At 61.2% G+C, this 15,890-nt stretch carries 8 protein-coding genes and 8 pseudogenes; 10 read left to right on the top strand and 6 right to left on the bottom strand.

The features are described from left to right. Positions 1 to 237 precede the first annotated feature (237 nt). From tnpC to tnpA, 3 genes and pseudogenes are all read right to left on the bottom strand, one after another. Positions 238 to 1,778, bottom strand: a pseudogene (tnpC, locus tag QCE64_RS17980) (IS66 family transposase). A gap of 30 nt (positions 1,779 to 1,808) precedes the next feature. Further along, positions 1,809 to 2,153: an IS66 family insertion sequence element accessory protein TnpB gene (gene tnpB, locus QCE64_RS17985; protein WP_310005206.1), complete on the bottom strand. Its 345-nt coding sequence runs from the start codon at positions 2,151 to 2,153 to the stop codon at positions 1,809 to 1,811. Further along, positions 2,150 to 2,575, bottom strand: a complete 426-nt coding sequence (tnpA, locus tag QCE64_RS17990; RefSeq protein ID WP_310005208.1) for an IS66-like element accessory protein TnpA — start codon at positions 2,573 to 2,575, stop codon at positions 2,150 to 2,152. Before tnpA ends, tnpB begins: the two co-directional genes overlap by 4 nt. Before the next feature lie 55 nt (positions 2,576 to 2,630). Between tnpA and QCE64_RS17995 the strand changes: the two are divergent. The 5 genes and pseudogenes from QCE64_RS17995 to QCE64_RS18015 form a co-directional block, all read left to right on the top strand. Beyond that, positions 2,631 to 2,789 (top strand): annotated as a pseudogene (locus QCE64_RS17995) (IS3 family transposase); the annotation flags it as partial. A gap of 78 nt (positions 2,790 to 2,867) precedes the next feature. Continuing rightward, entirely contained in the window at positions 2,868 to 3,032 is a 165-nt protein-coding gene (locus QCE64_RS18000) for a MerR family DNA-binding protein (RefSeq protein ID WP_310005211.1), read from the top strand. 170 nt (positions 3,033 to 3,202) lie between these two features. Continuing rightward, positions 3,203 to 3,602, top strand: a pseudogene (locus QCE64_RS18005) (formate/nitrite transporter family protein); the annotation flags it as partial. Positions 3,603 to 3,934: 332 nt separating this feature from the next. Then, a pseudogene (locus QCE64_RS18010) lies at positions 3,935 to 4,420 on the top strand (ferritin-like domain-containing protein); the annotation flags it as partial. A gap of 688 nt (positions 4,421 to 5,108) precedes the next feature. Further along, on the top strand, positions 5,109 to 5,258 hold the full coding sequence (locus QCE64_RS18015) for a hypothetical protein (RefSeq protein ID WP_310005213.1): 150 nt from the start codon (positions 5,109 to 5,111) through the stop codon (positions 5,256 to 5,258). Between the two features lie 197 nt (positions 5,259 to 5,455). On the opposite strand, the pseudogene QCE64_RS18020 reads toward QCE64_RS18015, so the two are convergent. Further along, positions 5,456 to 6,657 (bottom strand): annotated as a pseudogene (locus tag QCE64_RS18020) (CHAD domain-containing protein). Beyond that, complete coding sequence (locus QCE64_RS18025; RefSeq protein ID WP_310005218.1) at positions 6,576 to 6,803, bottom strand: CYTH domain-containing protein; 228 nt, start codon at positions 6,801 to 6,803, stop codon at positions 6,576 to 6,578. The pseudogene QCE64_RS18020 and the gene QCE64_RS18025 overlap by 82 nt, the downstream one beginning before the upstream one ends. A 618-nt stretch (positions 6,804 to 7,421) precedes the next feature. Between QCE64_RS18025 and QCE64_RS18030 the strand changes: the two are divergent. The 5 genes and pseudogenes from QCE64_RS18030 to QCE64_RS18050 form a co-directional block, all read left to right on the top strand. Further along, positions 7,422 to 8,305: pseudogene (locus tag QCE64_RS18030) on the top strand (YihY/virulence factor BrkB family protein); the annotation flags it as partial. Positions 8,306 to 8,965: 660 nt separating this feature from the next. After that, positions 8,966 to 10,225, top strand: a complete 1,260-nt coding sequence (locus QCE64_RS18035; protein ID WP_310005221.1) for an MFS transporter — start codon at positions 8,966 to 8,968, stop codon at positions 10,223 to 10,225. Positions 10,226 to 10,426: 201 nt separating this feature from the next. After that, positions 10,427 to 10,630: a cold-shock protein gene (locus tag QCE64_RS18040; RefSeq protein WP_309806740.1), complete on the top strand. Its 204-nt coding sequence runs from the start codon at positions 10,427 to 10,429 to the stop codon at positions 10,628 to 10,630. Between the two features lie 749 nt (positions 10,631 to 11,379). Further along, positions 11,380 to 12,588 carry a zinc-dependent alcohol dehydrogenase gene (locus QCE64_RS18045; protein ID WP_310005223.1) on the top strand — a complete coding sequence of 403 codons (1,209 nt, stop codon included), beginning with the start codon at positions 11,380 to 11,382 and terminating at the stop codon, positions 12,586 to 12,588. A gap of 191 nt (positions 12,589 to 12,779) precedes the next feature. Further along, positions 12,780 to 13,810 (top strand): annotated as a pseudogene (locus QCE64_RS18050) (flavodoxin family protein). A 47-nt stretch (positions 13,811 to 13,857) separates the two neighbouring features. Here the strand turns inward: QCE64_RS18050 and QCE64_RS18055 are convergent. Then, positions 13,858 to 15,573 (bottom strand): annotated as a pseudogene (locus QCE64_RS18055) (PQQ-binding-like beta-propeller repeat protein); the annotation flags it as partial. Positions 15,574 to 15,890 lie beyond the last annotated feature (317 nt).

The raw sequence follows: 15,890 nt of genomic DNA on the forward strand, positions 1-15,890 counted from the left end.
GCGGATGTGGCGACGAAAACCAGCCAAGCCGCCAATTCTTCGGGGCCCTTTTTCCCGTCTCATGTGCGACCCTATCTACGGCAGGCCGCTCGGCCAATTCTTGATGGTGTCAAAGTGATAGTGATGACGGTGATCCTGCTGCTCCTCGGTAAGCACCTCGCGACGGCCGTTCGCAACGGGACGTTCGCGTGAGGCATGATCGGGGAATCAGGCTACGGGCTTCTCACTGGTCGGCAATCAGGCAGTAGACGCGGGTAAGTCAGGGTGCGAGGGCAGCTTGCTGGCCATGTTCCAGGGCAGCAGTTCATCGACGCGGTTGATGGGATGGTCCGCGATATGAGTCAGGACGTGTTCGAGGTAGGCGCGCGGGTTGATCCCATTGAGCTTGCAAGTTCCGATCAGACCGTACATAGCGGCGGCCCGCTCGCCCCCGCTGTCGGAGCCCGCGAACAAGAAGTTCTTCCGGCCCAGACTCACGCAACGCAGCGCGTTTTCGGCCAAGGCGTTGCTGATCTCGGCGCGGCCCTCTTTGCCATACAGCAGGAGGGCATCCCACTGGTTGAGCGAGTAACGAATCGCTTTCGCCAGCTCGGATTTCTTCGACAGCGTCGTGAGCTTGTCCGTCATCCACGCCTTGATTGCCGCCAGCAGCGGCACGCTTTTCTCCTGTCTTACTCGCAGCCGTTCAGCGACCGGTTTGCCACGGATGTGAGCCTCGATGCCGTAGAGCTCGCCGATCAATTCGAGCACCTGCCGAGTCGCTTCGGTGGGCGTGCGGGCGTGAACGTCGTATATGTACCGTCTCGCATGATCCCAACATGCAACCTCATGGACCTTGCCGCTCTCGTACAGCCGTAGGCGTCGGCCTGCAGGATGCCCTCGAATCCGGCGAGATGGGTCTGTGGATGGATGCCCTTGCGGTCGGGCGAGTAGGCAAACCACACCGCAGCCGGCTCCTTCGAGCCCGAACGGCTGTCGTCGCGCACGTACACCCAGAGTCGCCCGGTCTTCGTCTTCTTGTTGCCCGGCGCGAGCACCGGGATCGGCGTGTCGTCCGCGTGCAGCTTCGACGTTGCCATCGTGTAGCGGCGCAGCGCCTCGGTCAGCGGCCCGCAAAGCGCCTCGCACTGGCCGACCCAGCGTCCCATGCTGGCCGGGTCGAGCTTCACGCCATCGCGCGCGGCAATCTGCGACTGCCGGTACAACGGAGTGTGGTCCGCGTACTTCGAGACGAGGATGTCGGCCAGCAGGCTTGGATGGGCGATACTGCGCGTGATCGGCAGGCCAGGCATAGGCGGCTGCGAGAAGTGGTGGCCGCACGGACAGACCGTCTTGTGTCGGATCGTGCGAATCACCTTGAACATCGCCGAGACGCGAGCGAGTTGCTCGGACACATCTTCTCCGAGCGGCTGCATGGCGCTGCCGCACTTCGGGCAGGTCGCGTCGGCTTCCAGCACGCGCTCTTCGCGTGGCAGATGCGCCGGCAGCGCTTCTTTCGGCGACGCGTCACCAACAGGCGTGCTCGCACTCGATTGGCGAGCACGTCGCACATCAGCGACGCCACGCTCACCGGTCAGATCCTCAAGGGCGGTCTCGAGCCGCGCGACCTCGCGGTCCAACTGCTCGGACTTGCGTCCGAACTGCATGCGCTTGAGCTTGTCGATCTGCGCCTTGAGTTGCTCGATCTCGAGATCGCGCTCGGCAAGCTGGGCACGGGCCTCGGCCAGCAAGGCCCGCAGGGTTTGGACATCGTCAGGGAGTTCGGCGGCGTTCGACATGCGGCGCAGTTTACGAGCCTTCCGGGCGGTTTACAACATCGACATTGCAGCGGTCCGACGCGGCTGCCGCCAATCGATGCCTTCGAGCAACATCGACAGTTGCGCCGCCGTCAGATAGACCTTGCCGCCATCGGCCTGGGGCCAGACGAAACGGCCTCGCTCAAGCCGTTTTGCGAGGAGCCAGAGCCCGTCCTCGGTCGCCCACAGGACCTTCACGAGATCGCCGCGACGACCGCGGAAGATGAACACGTTGCCGCCCAGCGGATTCTCCTCGAGCGCCGTTTGTACCTTCGCCGCCAGTCCCTGGAATCCGCAGCGCATGTCGGTGACGCCTGCCACCAGCCAGACGCGTGTACCCGTAGGCAGCGCAATCACGATCGCACGCTCGCTAGTACGCTCCGTAACGTATCGGCATCGACGACGCCGTCGACCTTGACGACTACGCTGCCGATTCGAATCTCGATCGCCCCGGCGAGTGGCGTCCGATTGCCAACGTCCCGTGCTTCCGGCGTCATCGCCACGTGCGCGGGCAGCGTCTCATGGACCACTGCCACTGGAATCATGGAAGTCGCTTCGGCCTGCAATTGCTCGCGATACCGACGCCGCCATGAGAACAGCATGTTTGCATTAATGCCACTCTCCCGGGCCAGCTTCGCGACCGACACGCCAGGCTCACATGCCACGGCCGCAAGCCGGCGTCGAAATTCCGGATCATGGTTCGGGCGTCCCTTGCGGCTACCCGGCTTGGCTTCCGCCTCTGTCACAGTGGTGTCCATCAAATCGAAAATGATGGGCACTACTTTGATCTCGTGCCGCGCCGGCGTCTACGACGGCCGCCGCGAGGTGCTTACGAAAGTCGAGCGAATCTATCAAGTTCTCTACGAAACGCGCGCTCAAGCCCGTCTGGATATCGTCGACTGGATCGAGGGCTACTACAATCGACAACGCCTGCACACCTCTATCGATTTCTCCGCTCCCGTCGATTACGAGGCTAGGATGATCGCTGCATAATCTGCTGTACGTGGAAACAAGGCAGGGTCACGGACTGAAGGGAATTGCCGAGCGTACTCCAGCGAGCATCTTGGCCGCTTGAGCTTCATCCGCCGCGCGCGCGACCTGGGTTTTTCGCTCGACCAGGTGCGCGAGCTGCTCGAACTCGCCGATGATCGCGATCGGCCTTGCGGAGCCATTGATGCCATTGCGTCCGCGCATCGCGTCGAAGTCGAACGAAAGATCGCGACCTGCAGGCGCTGAAAGTGGAGCTGGACAGTCTGATCGACCAGCGCAGTTGTGGCACGGTCGCCGAGTGTCGCATCATCGAGGCGTTCTCGCCGGGTGCATAGCGCTGCGCCAGAGCCGTCAACGCCTATGCAGTCAAAAAATCACTGGGAACAGGTGTACGAAACGAAGCCGGCAACCGAGGTAAGCTTAAGGGCGCATTCTCCCCCGAAGTAACTGAAGCGCTGATTCATGTCGCCCAGGCACCGTTCACGTCGAGTTTCGGTGTGACGACGGTGCGTGCCGGTTTTGCCGGTTGGCTAATCGCGTTGATGGTCTGGCTTTTGCCGAGTGCTCGTGCCGCCCGGCTACTTACGATCTTGCTGGTGACCTATACGGTCGGGGTCAGCAAACTCGCGCACGTCATCGCTGGTTCTGTCGAAGCGGCATATGCCGTCATGACTGGCTCGGCCAGCTTGGCCAGTTATTTCCTTGCCTTTCTTCTACCGACCCTGCTTGGCAACATGATTGGCGGAATCGCCATGGTTGCCACTCGTGAATTACGCCGCAATTGCGCCTGAAATTTTTAACGAGTCGCAGGACTGACTTCTCACAAGCCGGTGTTGCGTGAGAATGCAATCGGCCCTCATACCAAGCCAGCGAACGCAGCCGGAAGCGCATTAGTTCCTGGCGCGCGCTTGTTGATCTGGCGCCGTCGGTGGAGTGCGAGATCGCTTCGTTTATTCTTCGGTACGGACTGCATCTCGGACCGTACGGCCACATCCTCTGGATCAACCCGGCGCCTCAGGTACGCAAGAACCGCCTATAGGATAGGCGACTTGGTGCGGTCCTTGTCCTTCGCGTCTGTGGAACGGGTATTGCGCAAGACCTGCCGAGCTGAGCGACTCTCAGCGCGATTACCATCCACCGGAGGCAACATGGCCGTCAAAACTTTGCAAGATCTGTTCATTCATGCACTCTCGGACGTCTACAGCGCGGAAAAGCAATTGACTAAGGCGCTTCCGAAACTCGCGCGTGCGTCGACCAACCCTGAACTCGCCGACGCATTCAAGACGCACCTCGAGGAGACGCAGGGGCAAATCGAGCGTATCGACCAGGTCGTTGGGAGCACAGAAATCAAGCTCAAGCGCGTCAAGTGCGTCGCCATGGAGGGGTTGATTGAGGAAGGCCAGGAACAAATTGAGGAGATCGAGAAGGGACCGGTTCTCGATGCGGCGTTGATCGCCGCAGCGCAGAAAGTTGAGCACTATGAAATTGCGACTTATGGCACGTTGGCAGCATTCGCGAAAAAGCTTGGTTACACCGATGCGATGAATCTGCTTCTCGACACGTTGAAAGAAGAGAAAGCGACCGACGAGAAGTTGACGTTGCTCGCCGAGCAAGAGGTTTCGGAAGAGCAGGCGGGGAAGCCCGCCTCCAGGGAAGCAGAAAAGCCCGCCGTCAAGCAAGCCGAGAGGCCTGCCGCTAAACAGGCAGAAAAGCAGGCGGCTAAGTAAATGCTCACGCGCCGCAGATGACCGGGAATGCGGCGCGTTCGTCGATAAGGCAGCGGGCGAATCCATAGTCACCAGCGCGTTTCGACCCGCTCCATAACTTGAACCGAACGCATGACTCGTAGTGGACTTTACGCCCCTCGCTCACCGTCGCCGCACGGACGGCGTAAAGTGCCCGTCGGGCCGAGCGTCAACATCCACCGGTTGGACAGTTCGTGTCGTTGGCGTGCGGCTGCACTATCTTCACCAAGGTGATGGGCCCGTCGCTATCGCACGGACGGTCGAGGCGGAAACCGGTAGGTAGTTTGGGTAACTGTACACGAACGATACGTGCGACCGGTCCGGCGTCACTTGCAAAATGTCGCCAGATAGCAATGCACCGGCGCCGGCCTTCCAGTGAAGGATGGCGCCGCCCGGGAAATGGCCCCCAAGCGTCGGAAGGGTCATGTCAGATGAAATTGGCTATGTCTCGCTAGACCAGAAGCGCACGGCATCACTTTCACAAAAGACCCATTGGCGGTCGGCTTCGTGAATCCATACAGGGCATTCAAAGGCGCGCGCCCAATCGCTCATCGTCGAGTAGTAGTGCGGATGCGAGATGAACCTGCTGCTCGAAACCTTGAAGGAGGAGAAGGCGACCGACGCGAAGCTGACGCTGCTTGCTGAGCAGGAGGTGTCGGAAGCGGAGGCGGGCAAGCCGGTTGCGAAACAGGCTGCGAGGGAGCCGACAAAGCAGGTGACCAAGTGAAATGATGATGCGCCGCAGACGCGATGGTCTGCGGCGCATCTTCCTAACCGATTTGGTCGCGACCGAGGTGAAGTTCTCGCGCGACGCAGTGCATTCTCAAAGCAAACACCTGCACGCAGCTTATTGTGGTGGCGTCAGGCGGCTGAACTTCTTCCACAAGGCTTTCATCGAATCATGATCCGATACGTCGCGCGAGGCTAAAAACCGCGCGCGAAGCCCGCGCCCGCTGCCGTCTGCGGGTTAGATTCCCCTAACGATCGAAGAAGTTCGCTTGCGACGACGACGTCATTGCGCCAGCCTAGATCGTCTTGCAAATCGCTCAACACACTGACATAGTGCTTGACTGCGCGACGCTCGAACAGTGAAGCAAAAACTCGGTGGCATAACGGAATTTTCTGGCAGCGATGCGCGCACGATGGCGCGTTTCGTCGTCAAGCTCGGCCAAGCCGCGTCCTCGCTTAAGAAGCTTCTTGTGCCGACGTAGCAAGGTCTCGGTTGCAAAGCCTGTGATGGAATTTTCTAATGCTCCTCGACGCTTTTCGGGCTGTTCATCCCGCCAACCCCTCTGTTCTACCCACAGCGTGAACTGAATGATCAATCGCGTGTAACGGACGGAGTTGACGGCAGCAACGGCAGCCTTGCGGTTCGCGATGGCCACATCCTTTGCAGCTTGCCGAACGGCGATGACGTCGCTGTCGCCGTCAACGGCGCCGATGGCTTGTTCCAATGTCGTTCCCGAAAGCACTTCCCAGTCGCGCGCCGCGCCCAGTTCGCCGGCAATCCAACGCAGTTCGCCGTCGAAATCGGAGGGTGTCGCGATGACAGGCGCGAAAAGATCGAGTGCGGAACGCAGGCGACGAAGCCCCACACGCATTTGATGGACGCTCGACGGATCCTGTCCGAAGACCACGCCTCGTTCATTGCCGTGGATCTGAGCGAGACAGTTTCTTGCGATGGCCTGGAACGCATCTTCGACGGAAGCGCGCTTCCTGAGTTTCAGCGGCTCGGCCCGCACCGGAGCGCCGGGTTCCTGCACGAGCAGCCCGTATCCCCGATCGGCTTTGCCGAGATGATCGAGACGCAGCGGGACCTCATGCAAAATGCTCAGCGCGAAGTTGTAAAGTTGCGCAGGATCGCCTTTTTTCAGTTCAAGTTCAACACCGTGTATTGGAGCCGATGCACCAACGCCTGCCTCAACGTAGCCGTCATCCAATGCCAGCTCGAGTTCGGTGCCCTCGTTCATTTGAACTAACGCGGCACAGCGATCGATCCGTGTGAGGAAAAGAGGCTGCAATTGCTGGGCAAGCCTATCGGCGGTCAGGATATCCGCCGCCTGGAACTCTTGGGGACGATTCGAAGCAGCGCCTCGAGGTCGGGTACGTCGCCGTTGATTGCGCATTCAAATTCATCCCGCTCGAACAGCCCGGCGGTCATCGATCCGTCCAGCTTCAAAGTCTGGATCCGTTGCTCGCCAGTGGCACGGACGCGCAACGAAGCGCCCTTCCCGCGCAGGTCCATCGCGGGCGTGTCGAAGTACGTGCTCACGAGTTCTTCGATATGCGCAGAGCCGTTCGTTAGTCGGCTTATCGAAGGTGCATGCCGGAGTTGAGTGGCTCTACCGGCTGACCTGTGATTTGAGTTCTCTCTCCATGGCTCTGATTTCAACGTTGTTGATACTGAGCGACCAGCATTTTTCGTACTTGGGTTTCAGAAAGCTTGCGACGACGAGCAGCGAATCGGCATGATTCGTGTCGGACTTCAACTCGCTCAACGTTCGCTTCGCCGGCGATGCACTGCAAACGCGCGACTGGACCCGCAGCAAATCGGCTCTACGTCTACCCGGTCGAGCATCGCGCGGTCCGCGGGCGAGAAGGCGCGAGGTTCTCGACAGTGATGCACTACCACCGACAAATGGTCTGGCCCGACACCTTCACCGAGAGTCCGGATGACACTCTCTACGTCACCGACTCGCGAATCCTCGACATGAGCTGGTTCGATCCGCAAAGTCTTATCGCGCCGCTTCCGCGGCTCCGTGTGGTAAGCGGCCGACATTGCCACCGCTCACGGCCGGAGCGTCTTGCTCATGATATCCACGAACGGTCGAAGCAAAAGCTGGCACTCCCGATACTTCAGGCAACGCACACCACTCACTGGGAGGGAGCCATGAACGTCAAATCACTGACGAGCAGCGCTTTTGCATGGCCCGTTCGCGCCTTCAAACGGTTCGGTGCCGACCGCGCTGCTCCGATGGCAGCGAGCATCGCGTTCTCGCTCGCGCCGACGCTTGTGATGGTGATCGCCGTCGCCGGTCTCGTATTCGGCGCGGAGGCAGCGCGCGGACAACTGTTCCATCAGACAGCGGCATGCTCGGTAAGGACGCGGCCGCGAGCGTGCAGGCGATCGTCGAGCACGCACATCAGAGCGGCGGTAGCGGCATTGCCACGGTGTTGTCGCTCGTGCTGCTTGCCGTCGGCGCATCGGCGACGTTTTCTTCTTTGAACACTGCGCTTTCGGTGATCTGGCCCAAGGACGACAAGAAGGCATCGAGCGTCGCTATGCTCGTGAAGGTGCGACTGATCTCGTTCGGCCTCGTCATGGGCATCGCATTCCTTCTCATCGTGTCGCTGGTATTGGACACTGCCGTTCAGGCGGCGGGCAAATGGGTGTTCGGTGACTCACCGCTTGTGATCATTGGCGACATTGTGCAGTTCGTGCTCGGGCTCGTGATTCTCTCCTGCGCTTTTGCTGCGCTGATGAAGTATTTGCCCGATGGTCACGTGCCTTAGGGAGATGCGCTGGTCGGCGGCGTCATTTCGGCGGTGCTGTTCTCAGTGGGGAAGAAGCTCTTCGCGTTGTATCTCACCCAGGCCGGAACGGCAAACGCCTTCGGCGCGGCAGGCTCGCTGGCCGTGCTGTTGATGTGGCTGTATTTCGCCGCCGCCGTCCTGTTACTGGGCGCGGAGGCGGCGGCGTCGCGACTGGAGCAGCGCGAGGGCGCCACCGACCGCGCGCCGGACGCTTCCCAACCAATGCAACCTATGCCCGCGCTAGCCCGCGCCATTCCCGGGGCCAACGATGCCAGCGCGTCCGCGCGGCCGCACGTGACTGTGCGCACGCTCGAGCCTGCGCCGGCACCGGTCGCGCGCCGCACGGTAGAACCAGGCGGCACTACGTGGAGTCGTCTTCTGGCGAAGGGAATCAGCGCTGCGAAGGCGAATCCGAGCCGTGTCGCCATCGCGGCTGCGGGCGCGGGACTGTTCGTTTTGACAAAGGGAAACCATCGTTCACCCGGGAGAAAGCGCTAACTACCGTTTCCGCGCGATATCCGGACCGGCGGCAGCTGGACCGCGATGATGCAGCGGATCGCCTCCGGCGAGCTTGGCGCCGCTCCGATTGTTCTACATCGCCGTGTCGTCGCGTCCGATCAAGAGCACGGAAGCGCAGGCGGTCCGTAGTCGCTGCGAGTCAAGGCGATAACGCGTCGGCGGCGGGGACGTACAGGATGCGTTAGATAGACAGTACCGAGTCGCCTCCGACACGACGGACGATTTCGTGCACGAGAATCCGTGGAAGGCAATCACGGTCGCTCCGCCACAACGGCGCAGTCGGCGTGCCGCAGAAGCGGCGTCCCGCGAGCGATCGACTACCGCCGATACTTTCTCATCTCAAGCCCAGGCGCGAATCTTGTACAGCCGCGGAACAAGCGCATGCCCGCAGATATCGAAAACAATGTGAATCCCCTCAAACGCGCGACGCGTGAAGCCGGCGTGATGCGCGCGAGAGGCTTTGTGCCGCTCTGGACGGCCGGCGCGGTGTCAACCTCGATGATGTGGCTCGAGATGCTCGCGGCTGCCTTGTTCACGTTCAAGGCGACGCATTCGTCCGTCGACGTCGCGCTGGTTTCCGCTTGCAGGAGCGTTCCGCTTCTGTTGAGCGGCGCGGTCATGGGCGTGTTGGCCGACGCATTGGATCGCAGGAAAATCGTGCTCTTCGGTCTGCTGCTCGCGGGCGCTTCGTCGGCAAGCGTCGCCGTTTTGTCGATTTTCGAGGTGCTGTCGACGTGGCACCTCTGCGTCGCCGCGCTCGTGAGCGGTGTGGTGTACGCGACCGAGATGCCCGCGCGTCGGCGCATGATCGCGGAAGCGGCGGGCGCCGGGATGGCCTCGCGCGCCGTCGCCATCGACAGTATGACCAGCTACGCGACACGAAGTGTCGGTCCTGTGCTCGGTGGTTGGATCTACGGAACGCTCGGTGTCTCCGCGTCGTATCTGCTTTCCGCAGCGGCATCGTTTTGTGCGGCCGCGTTCATAGGGCGACTATCGTCGGTCGAGATGCCGTCAGAACGGCTCTCCCTGGCAAGGATCCGCAAAGACCTTGTGGAAGCGTCGCAATACGCGCGCGGCAACGGCATGATCATGACGCTGCTTCTCGTGACGATCATCACGAACCTGTGCGGTTATAGCTATAACGTGTTGCTGACGCCGCTCGGGAGGGAGACGTTCAACTTGTCGGCGCTAATGATCGGCGTGCTGTCATCGGCCGAACCGGCGGGGTCGTTTCTCGCCGGCTTGATCATCGGAAACGTTCAGATGAGAGTACGCGCCCTCAACTGCCTGATAGCCGGGTCGGTGTTGTTTTTCTCTGCGATAGCAATTGCGGGAGCCGCGAGCTTCGTCAAAGTCTCATTGGCGTGGTTGCTCCTCATCTTTTTCATCGGCGGATTCGGATCCGCGGCTTATAACATCCACCAGACGACTATCGTTATCGAGTCCGTGCCCAGCGCCATGCGTAGCCGCGTGTTCGGGCTCGTGACGGTCGGTATCGGATGCTGGCCGATTGGAACGATGTTGGCGGGTCTCATTGCTGAAGTACTGAGCCCGTCAGGAGCGCTGCTCGTGTTAGGCGCTGCAGGTCTTGTCAGTAACGGCCTTCTGGCGCATCGCGCGATGCGGAGCACTTCGCGCTGATAAATCGATTCGCGACACCCGCCTTATTCCTCGACAGTAACGTGTGTATCTGTCTTAATGTATGCGGACGTGTAACGTGGGTGACTGCGCACAGTTGCTATTGGGGACATTCTTTGTTGCATTGGCGTCCGTGCGCGGTCAAGATAGCGGCGGCGTTCGCGAGGGCGGCGCCATGTTTCTAACTTTTAAGGTAAAACCAAAATGGCAACCGGTACGGTTAAGTGGTTCAACGACGCGAAGGGTTTTGGTTTCATTACTCCGGATGCAGGCGGCGATGACCTGTTCGCACACTTCTCGGAAATCCAGTCGAACGGGTTCAAGTCGCTCGCCGAAGGGCAGAAAGTGACTTACGACGAGAAGATGGGCCCGAAGGGCAAGCAGGCGTCGAATATCAAGCCGGCCTGAGTCGTCTCGCCTCCCGAACGAGCAGTCGCTGGGCGTCAGCACGGAGGGCGCGCGCGGTTCTCGAAGTGCGCTACCCTGCTGGCAATCCGCGGCAAGCGGTTAGCGAATCCGTCACCGTCAATCGTGAATGGGCCGTTCGGGCGCATTGTGCGATGCGGGCCGCCCCGTGGGCGCCCGTGCAGGCGGACGCGCGTTCACGTGCGCCGGCGGCCGGCTCTCAAGCGCATCTGACGAGCCCGGTGCTCGCGCCGAAGCTCATCGCGACGATCCGCGGTGCGACGTTGCGCCGTGCGTTGGAGAGAGACTTCGCGCATGAGCATCAAGATTTGGAATCGCCCTCGGCCGGTTTCGTCTCCGACAGGTCGCGTCCGCCTTCACTTCGGCCTGATGGTCCGACGTGCCTTCGAATGGCTCTCGCGAGTCAGCCGCAGTGAGCGGTACGCTAGCAGACGGGCTTTCTGTCCGAGCGCTGACAGAATGGCGAAGTCCATACCCTTCGAACTCCGGGCACGCATACAGGCGTCTGAACTCGGCGACTTGATAGCTATGTCGGCGGATGCCCCGCACGCCAGGAGTTCTCCATCAGCGGAGCGTGCCACTAGGAACCGCGACCGACTCGAGCGTATATGAGGTGAGCCTTTTGGACAGCTATCCACGCGGCTCCGATTAAAACCGCACCGAGCCATGCCCTCGCGGGTGCGACGCTTGCTCCCTCTCGTTCTACTAAGAAACCAGCGAAGGAGCACAGCATGAAAGCAGTCGTCTTCCACGGAGTCGGAAACATATCACTCGACAACGTTCCCGACCCGTCGATTCAGCATGATCAGGACGCCATCGTTCGCCTTACTGCGAGCGCCGTGTGCGGGACCGATTTGCATATGGTTCGCGGCACCCTGGGCGGCATGAAGCCGGGAACGATTCTCGGCCATGAAGGCGTCGGCGTGATCGAGGAAATCGGCAAGGGTGTGCGTAACTTCAAGCGCGGCGACCGCGTACTGATCCCATCGACGATTTCCTGTGGCTTTTGCTCGTATTGTCGAAAAGGATACACCGCCCAATGCGACGAGGCAAACCCGAATGGCCCTGCCGCAGGCACGGCGTTCTTCGGTGGCCCGCAATCGACGGGACCCTTCAACGGCCTCCAGGCCCAGTTCGCGCGCACGCCGCTCGCGAACGCGAGCCTTATCAGGCTGCCGGAGAATATCGACGACGAACGTGCCATTTTGATGTCGGATATCTTTCCGACGGGATTCTTCGGCGCGCAACTCGCCGAGGTCACCCGAGGCGATACGGTCGCGGTGTTCGGCGCCGGGCCGGTCGGTCAGTTCGCCGTGGCAAGCGCGTTCATGCTCGGAGCAGGGCGCGTGATCGTCGTGGATCGTCTGAAAGATCGCCTGGACATGGCCCGTGCGCAAGGCGCGGAAGCGGTCAACTTCGATGAAGAGGACCCGGTGCAGGCTATCCTCGAATTGACCGGTGGCACCGGTGTGGATCGCGCGATCGATGCGGTAGGCGTGGATTCAGTCCACGCACAGGCGGGCCCGGCATCATCTGACGACCTCGCGAAGCAGGGCGAATCGGAAAGCGAGTCCATAACTCCCGAGCGCAACGTGTCGGACGGCAACTGGATTCCCGGCGATGCGCCAACCCAGGCGCTCGACTGGAGCATCGCCGCGGTGGCCAAGGCCGGGACGCTCGGCATCATCGGGGTTTATCCGCCGAATGATCGATTCTTTCCTATCGGCGTCGCAATGAACAAGAACCTGACGATCAAGATGGGCAACTGCAATCACCGCGCGGTGACGCCGCCGCTGGTGGAGCGCGTGCGCAGCGGATCATTCGACCCGCTGCGGGTGTTGACCACACGCGAGCCGTTGATGAACGTCATCGATGCCTATAAGGCGTTCGACAAGCGCCAACCCGGCTGGATCAAGGTCGCGCTCGAACCGGTGGCATGACCGCGCCCGTTTGATCCGGTGATTTCGGCCGGTCTCGATCATGACCGGATCGGGGCATGGGAACTGCTGTTCCGTGAATCATCGGAAAGAGGTGGATTCCCATGGCGACCCCAAAAGCCGGCAATGGCTCCGTCACTCACACCGTGGCCCTCGACCAGATCGACGTTCGCCAGGGGCAGGTCACGGAAAAAATCGGGCGCGATGTCTTTCGTCAGCGATTCATGGCGCGCTTTTACGATCCGGCGTTTCGCGTAGCGGATGAGGCAATCGACTGGCTCGAAGCGATCGCGTGGGACGCGTATCTCGAAGGCAGAAAATCGCCGATCACAGAAAAGGCCGGACCGCGTTTCGCAGACCCCGAATATGAACTATCGGTTGAGTGGCGCGAGGCAAGCGACCGAATTTCCGCGGCGCAGGCGCGGCAGCGAGATCCAAAGGCGCCCTCGCGGGTCGTCATCGTCATCGGTTCGTCGCGCAACGATTTCACATGTCCGGGCGAAATGTCGAAGTCGTTCCGGCTGGCGAAGCGAGCGGAAGCTATCCTCCAGAGCGCGTCGATCGAAGTCGACGTGCTCGATCTGTCGCGGCTCAACTCCGAGCACGATCTTCATATCCATCCGTGCAAAGGCTGTGTTTCGACGGCGATGCCGCTTTGTCACTGCGGTGCAGCTGCTATCCGAACCATTCGCTAGGCCTCGTCAATGACTGGATGAACGAGATCTATGAAAAGCTCGCCGCCTGCCACGGCTTGCTGATCGTCACGCCTGTCTACTGGTATCAGGTCAACAGCCCGATCAAGTTAATGATGGATCGCCTGGTCTGCGCGGATGGCGGCAATTCCGATCCGTCATCCACGCACGGCAAAAACCCTTCTGAAGCCAAGCAACTCGAACTGGACGGATGGGATTATCCAAAGCATCTGGCAGGGCGTGCATACGGGCTCGTCGTCCATGGCGATGTAGCCGGAATCGAGGGTTCGCGCCGCGCGTTGACCGATTGGCTCGACTGGATGGGCCTCGTAGAGTCGGGTGCAAAGTCTCGGCTCGACCGATTCATCGGCTACTACGAGCCGTATGCCACGAGTCATCAGACGCTCGATCGTGACTTGCCGGTTCAGCAGGAAGTCGACAACGTCGCGCGTGCGCTCGCGGCCAAGGTGGCACAAGTGCGTGAAAAATTCACCGAGCCGGATTCGAACCTTCAGCAACCGCGCGCGAAATAGCCTCTTAAACGCAGAGGCGTCGCGCGGGAGCCGTTCTGGCGGGTGGCCTAGTGATTGTCGGGCAAGGCGTACGCGATCACGTAATCGCCGAGCTTCGTCAGGAACGAACCGTGTCCGCCCGCCGCGATGAGCACGTATTGCTTGCCGTTGGCCTCATAGGTCATCGGCGTTGCCTGGCCGCCTGCGGGTAATTGCGCTTCCCATAGCTTCGCGCCGGTGTCCGTGCTGAACGCGCGCAGATAGTCGTCAGCGGTGGCCGCGATGAAGAAGACATGTCCTGCTGTCGTCATCGGTCCGCCGAGCGTCGGCATGCCCATCTTGAATGGAATGGGAATCGGAGACGAGTCGCGGGTCGTGCCGATGCGTTTCTTCCAGATCACTTTGTCGGTGTCGAGATCGAGCGCGGCGACATAGCCCCATGCGGGTTGCTTACAAGGCAAACGCACGGGCGAGAGGAACGGATTCAATTCCACGCCATACTGCACGCCGTATTGCGGCTGGATGCCGACCTCGGTGCCGGTGCCGGCCTGCCCCGCTTGCGGCGGCTCGACGGGATTGCCCGGCCCGCGCGGCACGAGCTTCGAGACGAACAGCGGCGCAATCGGATTGGCGATGGCGAGGCGTCGATCGGTATCGACAGCAAGGCCGCCCCATTCGAACATGCCGAGGTTGCCGCGAAAGACCAGCGTGCCTTGCTCGGACGGCGGCGTGAAGGGCCCTTCGTAGCGAAGCCGGTGAAACATCACGCGGCACATCCACGACCAAATCGTCATTCAACAGGCCGCTCAGGCACACGACGTTAACTGGTCGTACATCGTCGCGCCCCACATGTCGGCCGGTCAGGTTCTTTTGCGGCCGGAAGGTGAGCTGCGAGAACGGCTGCGTCGGCGAAACATGATCGCCATTGGCCGTGCCCTGCGGCACCCGCTGCTCCGGCGCGGGCACGATGAGTTTTCCGGTGCGCCTGTCGAGCACGAAGATGTTGCCGGTCTTCGCGGGCACATAGATTGCCGCGACTGTGTTGCCGCTCTGATCGCGGATATCCGCGAGCGTCGGCTGCGCAGGAACGTCCATGTCCCACAGGTCGATGCAGGTCTGGTAAAACCACGCGAGCTTGCCCGTCGATGCATGCAATGCAAGCAGCCCGCTCGCATAGCGTTCGAGATTGGGCGAACGATCGCCGCCCCAGATGTCCGGCGTCTTTACGCCCATCGGCAGATAGACGAGATCGAGCTTCGCGTCGTAAGCTGCGGGCGCCCACGAGTTCGGCGTGTAGCCCTGAGGATCGGCGGGAATGGCGTTGGGTCGGCCGCGCCCGGATCGAACGCCCGCAGCAACTTGCCGGAATCCACGTCGAAGCCGCGTATGACGCCCGACGGCTCATGATTGCTAAAGTTGTCCGTCACCGCGCCCGCGACCACGATGACTCTCGATGTCACCACCGGCGGCGATGTCGGCTCGTATTGACCCGGCGTCTTGACGAGCTGCAAGTGCTGTGGATCGAGCATGCCGTTCACGGCGAAGTTCGGGCAGCGTCGCCCCGTGGCGGCGTCGAGCTCGGAGAGGCGGCCGTCGTTGACGGGCAGGATGATGCGCCGCGCGCACATCGGCAGATTCGATGAATTGCCGTTGTCGCGCGCCTGTGCGGCGGCCGGCGTCTCGTAGTAGGACATGCCGCGGCAGGTCACATGCTGGAAGCTCGGATCGGGCTACAGTTGCGGTTCGAAGCGCCATTTCTGCTTGCCGGTCGCGCCGTCCAGTGCGGCGACGCCAGAGGCATCGCCAGTCGTAAAGCTAGAACTAAAGCGCCGGCGGCGCGCGAAAGAAATTGAGGATTCGGCAGCGAAGGATGAATAACTCCTTGATCATGCTTAGCATTGGACAAGCGTGACGACGGTTCGCCGGAACGCTCTTTGCTAGGATACGGATGTCGTCGCCGCATGCGCTCCGCATCAGGCGCGCCACGGGCGGCACATACAACTTGCCGTAACCGCCCTTACGCCAGAAGGACTCCTGAACACCCACGTTGCCAACGCGGAGGATAAGTTGCCTCGCCTGGACCTGCCGATGTGGGCAGGAC

Origin of the sequence: Caballeronia sp. LZ043 (assembly GCF_031451075.1) — a bacterium.
GTDB lineage: Bacteria > Pseudomonadota > Gammaproteobacteria > Burkholderiales > Burkholderiaceae > Caballeronia.

Coding starts and splice junctions, on each gene's coding strand:
- QCE64_RS18015 (WP_310005213.1), top strand. CDS start 5,109: ATGAACCTGCTGCTCGAAACCTTGAAGGAGGAGAAGGCGACCGACGCG.
- QCE64_RS18035 (WP_310005221.1), top strand. CDS start 8,966: ATGCCCGCAGATATCGAAAACAATGTGAATCCCCTCAAACGCGCGACG.
- QCE64_RS18040 (WP_309806740.1), top strand. CDS start 10,427: ATGGCAACCGGTACGGTTAAGTGGTTCAACGACGCGAAGGGTTTTGGT.
- QCE64_RS18045 (WP_310005223.1), top strand. CDS start 11,380: ATGAAAGCAGTCGTCTTCCACGGAGTCGGAAACATATCACTCGACAAC.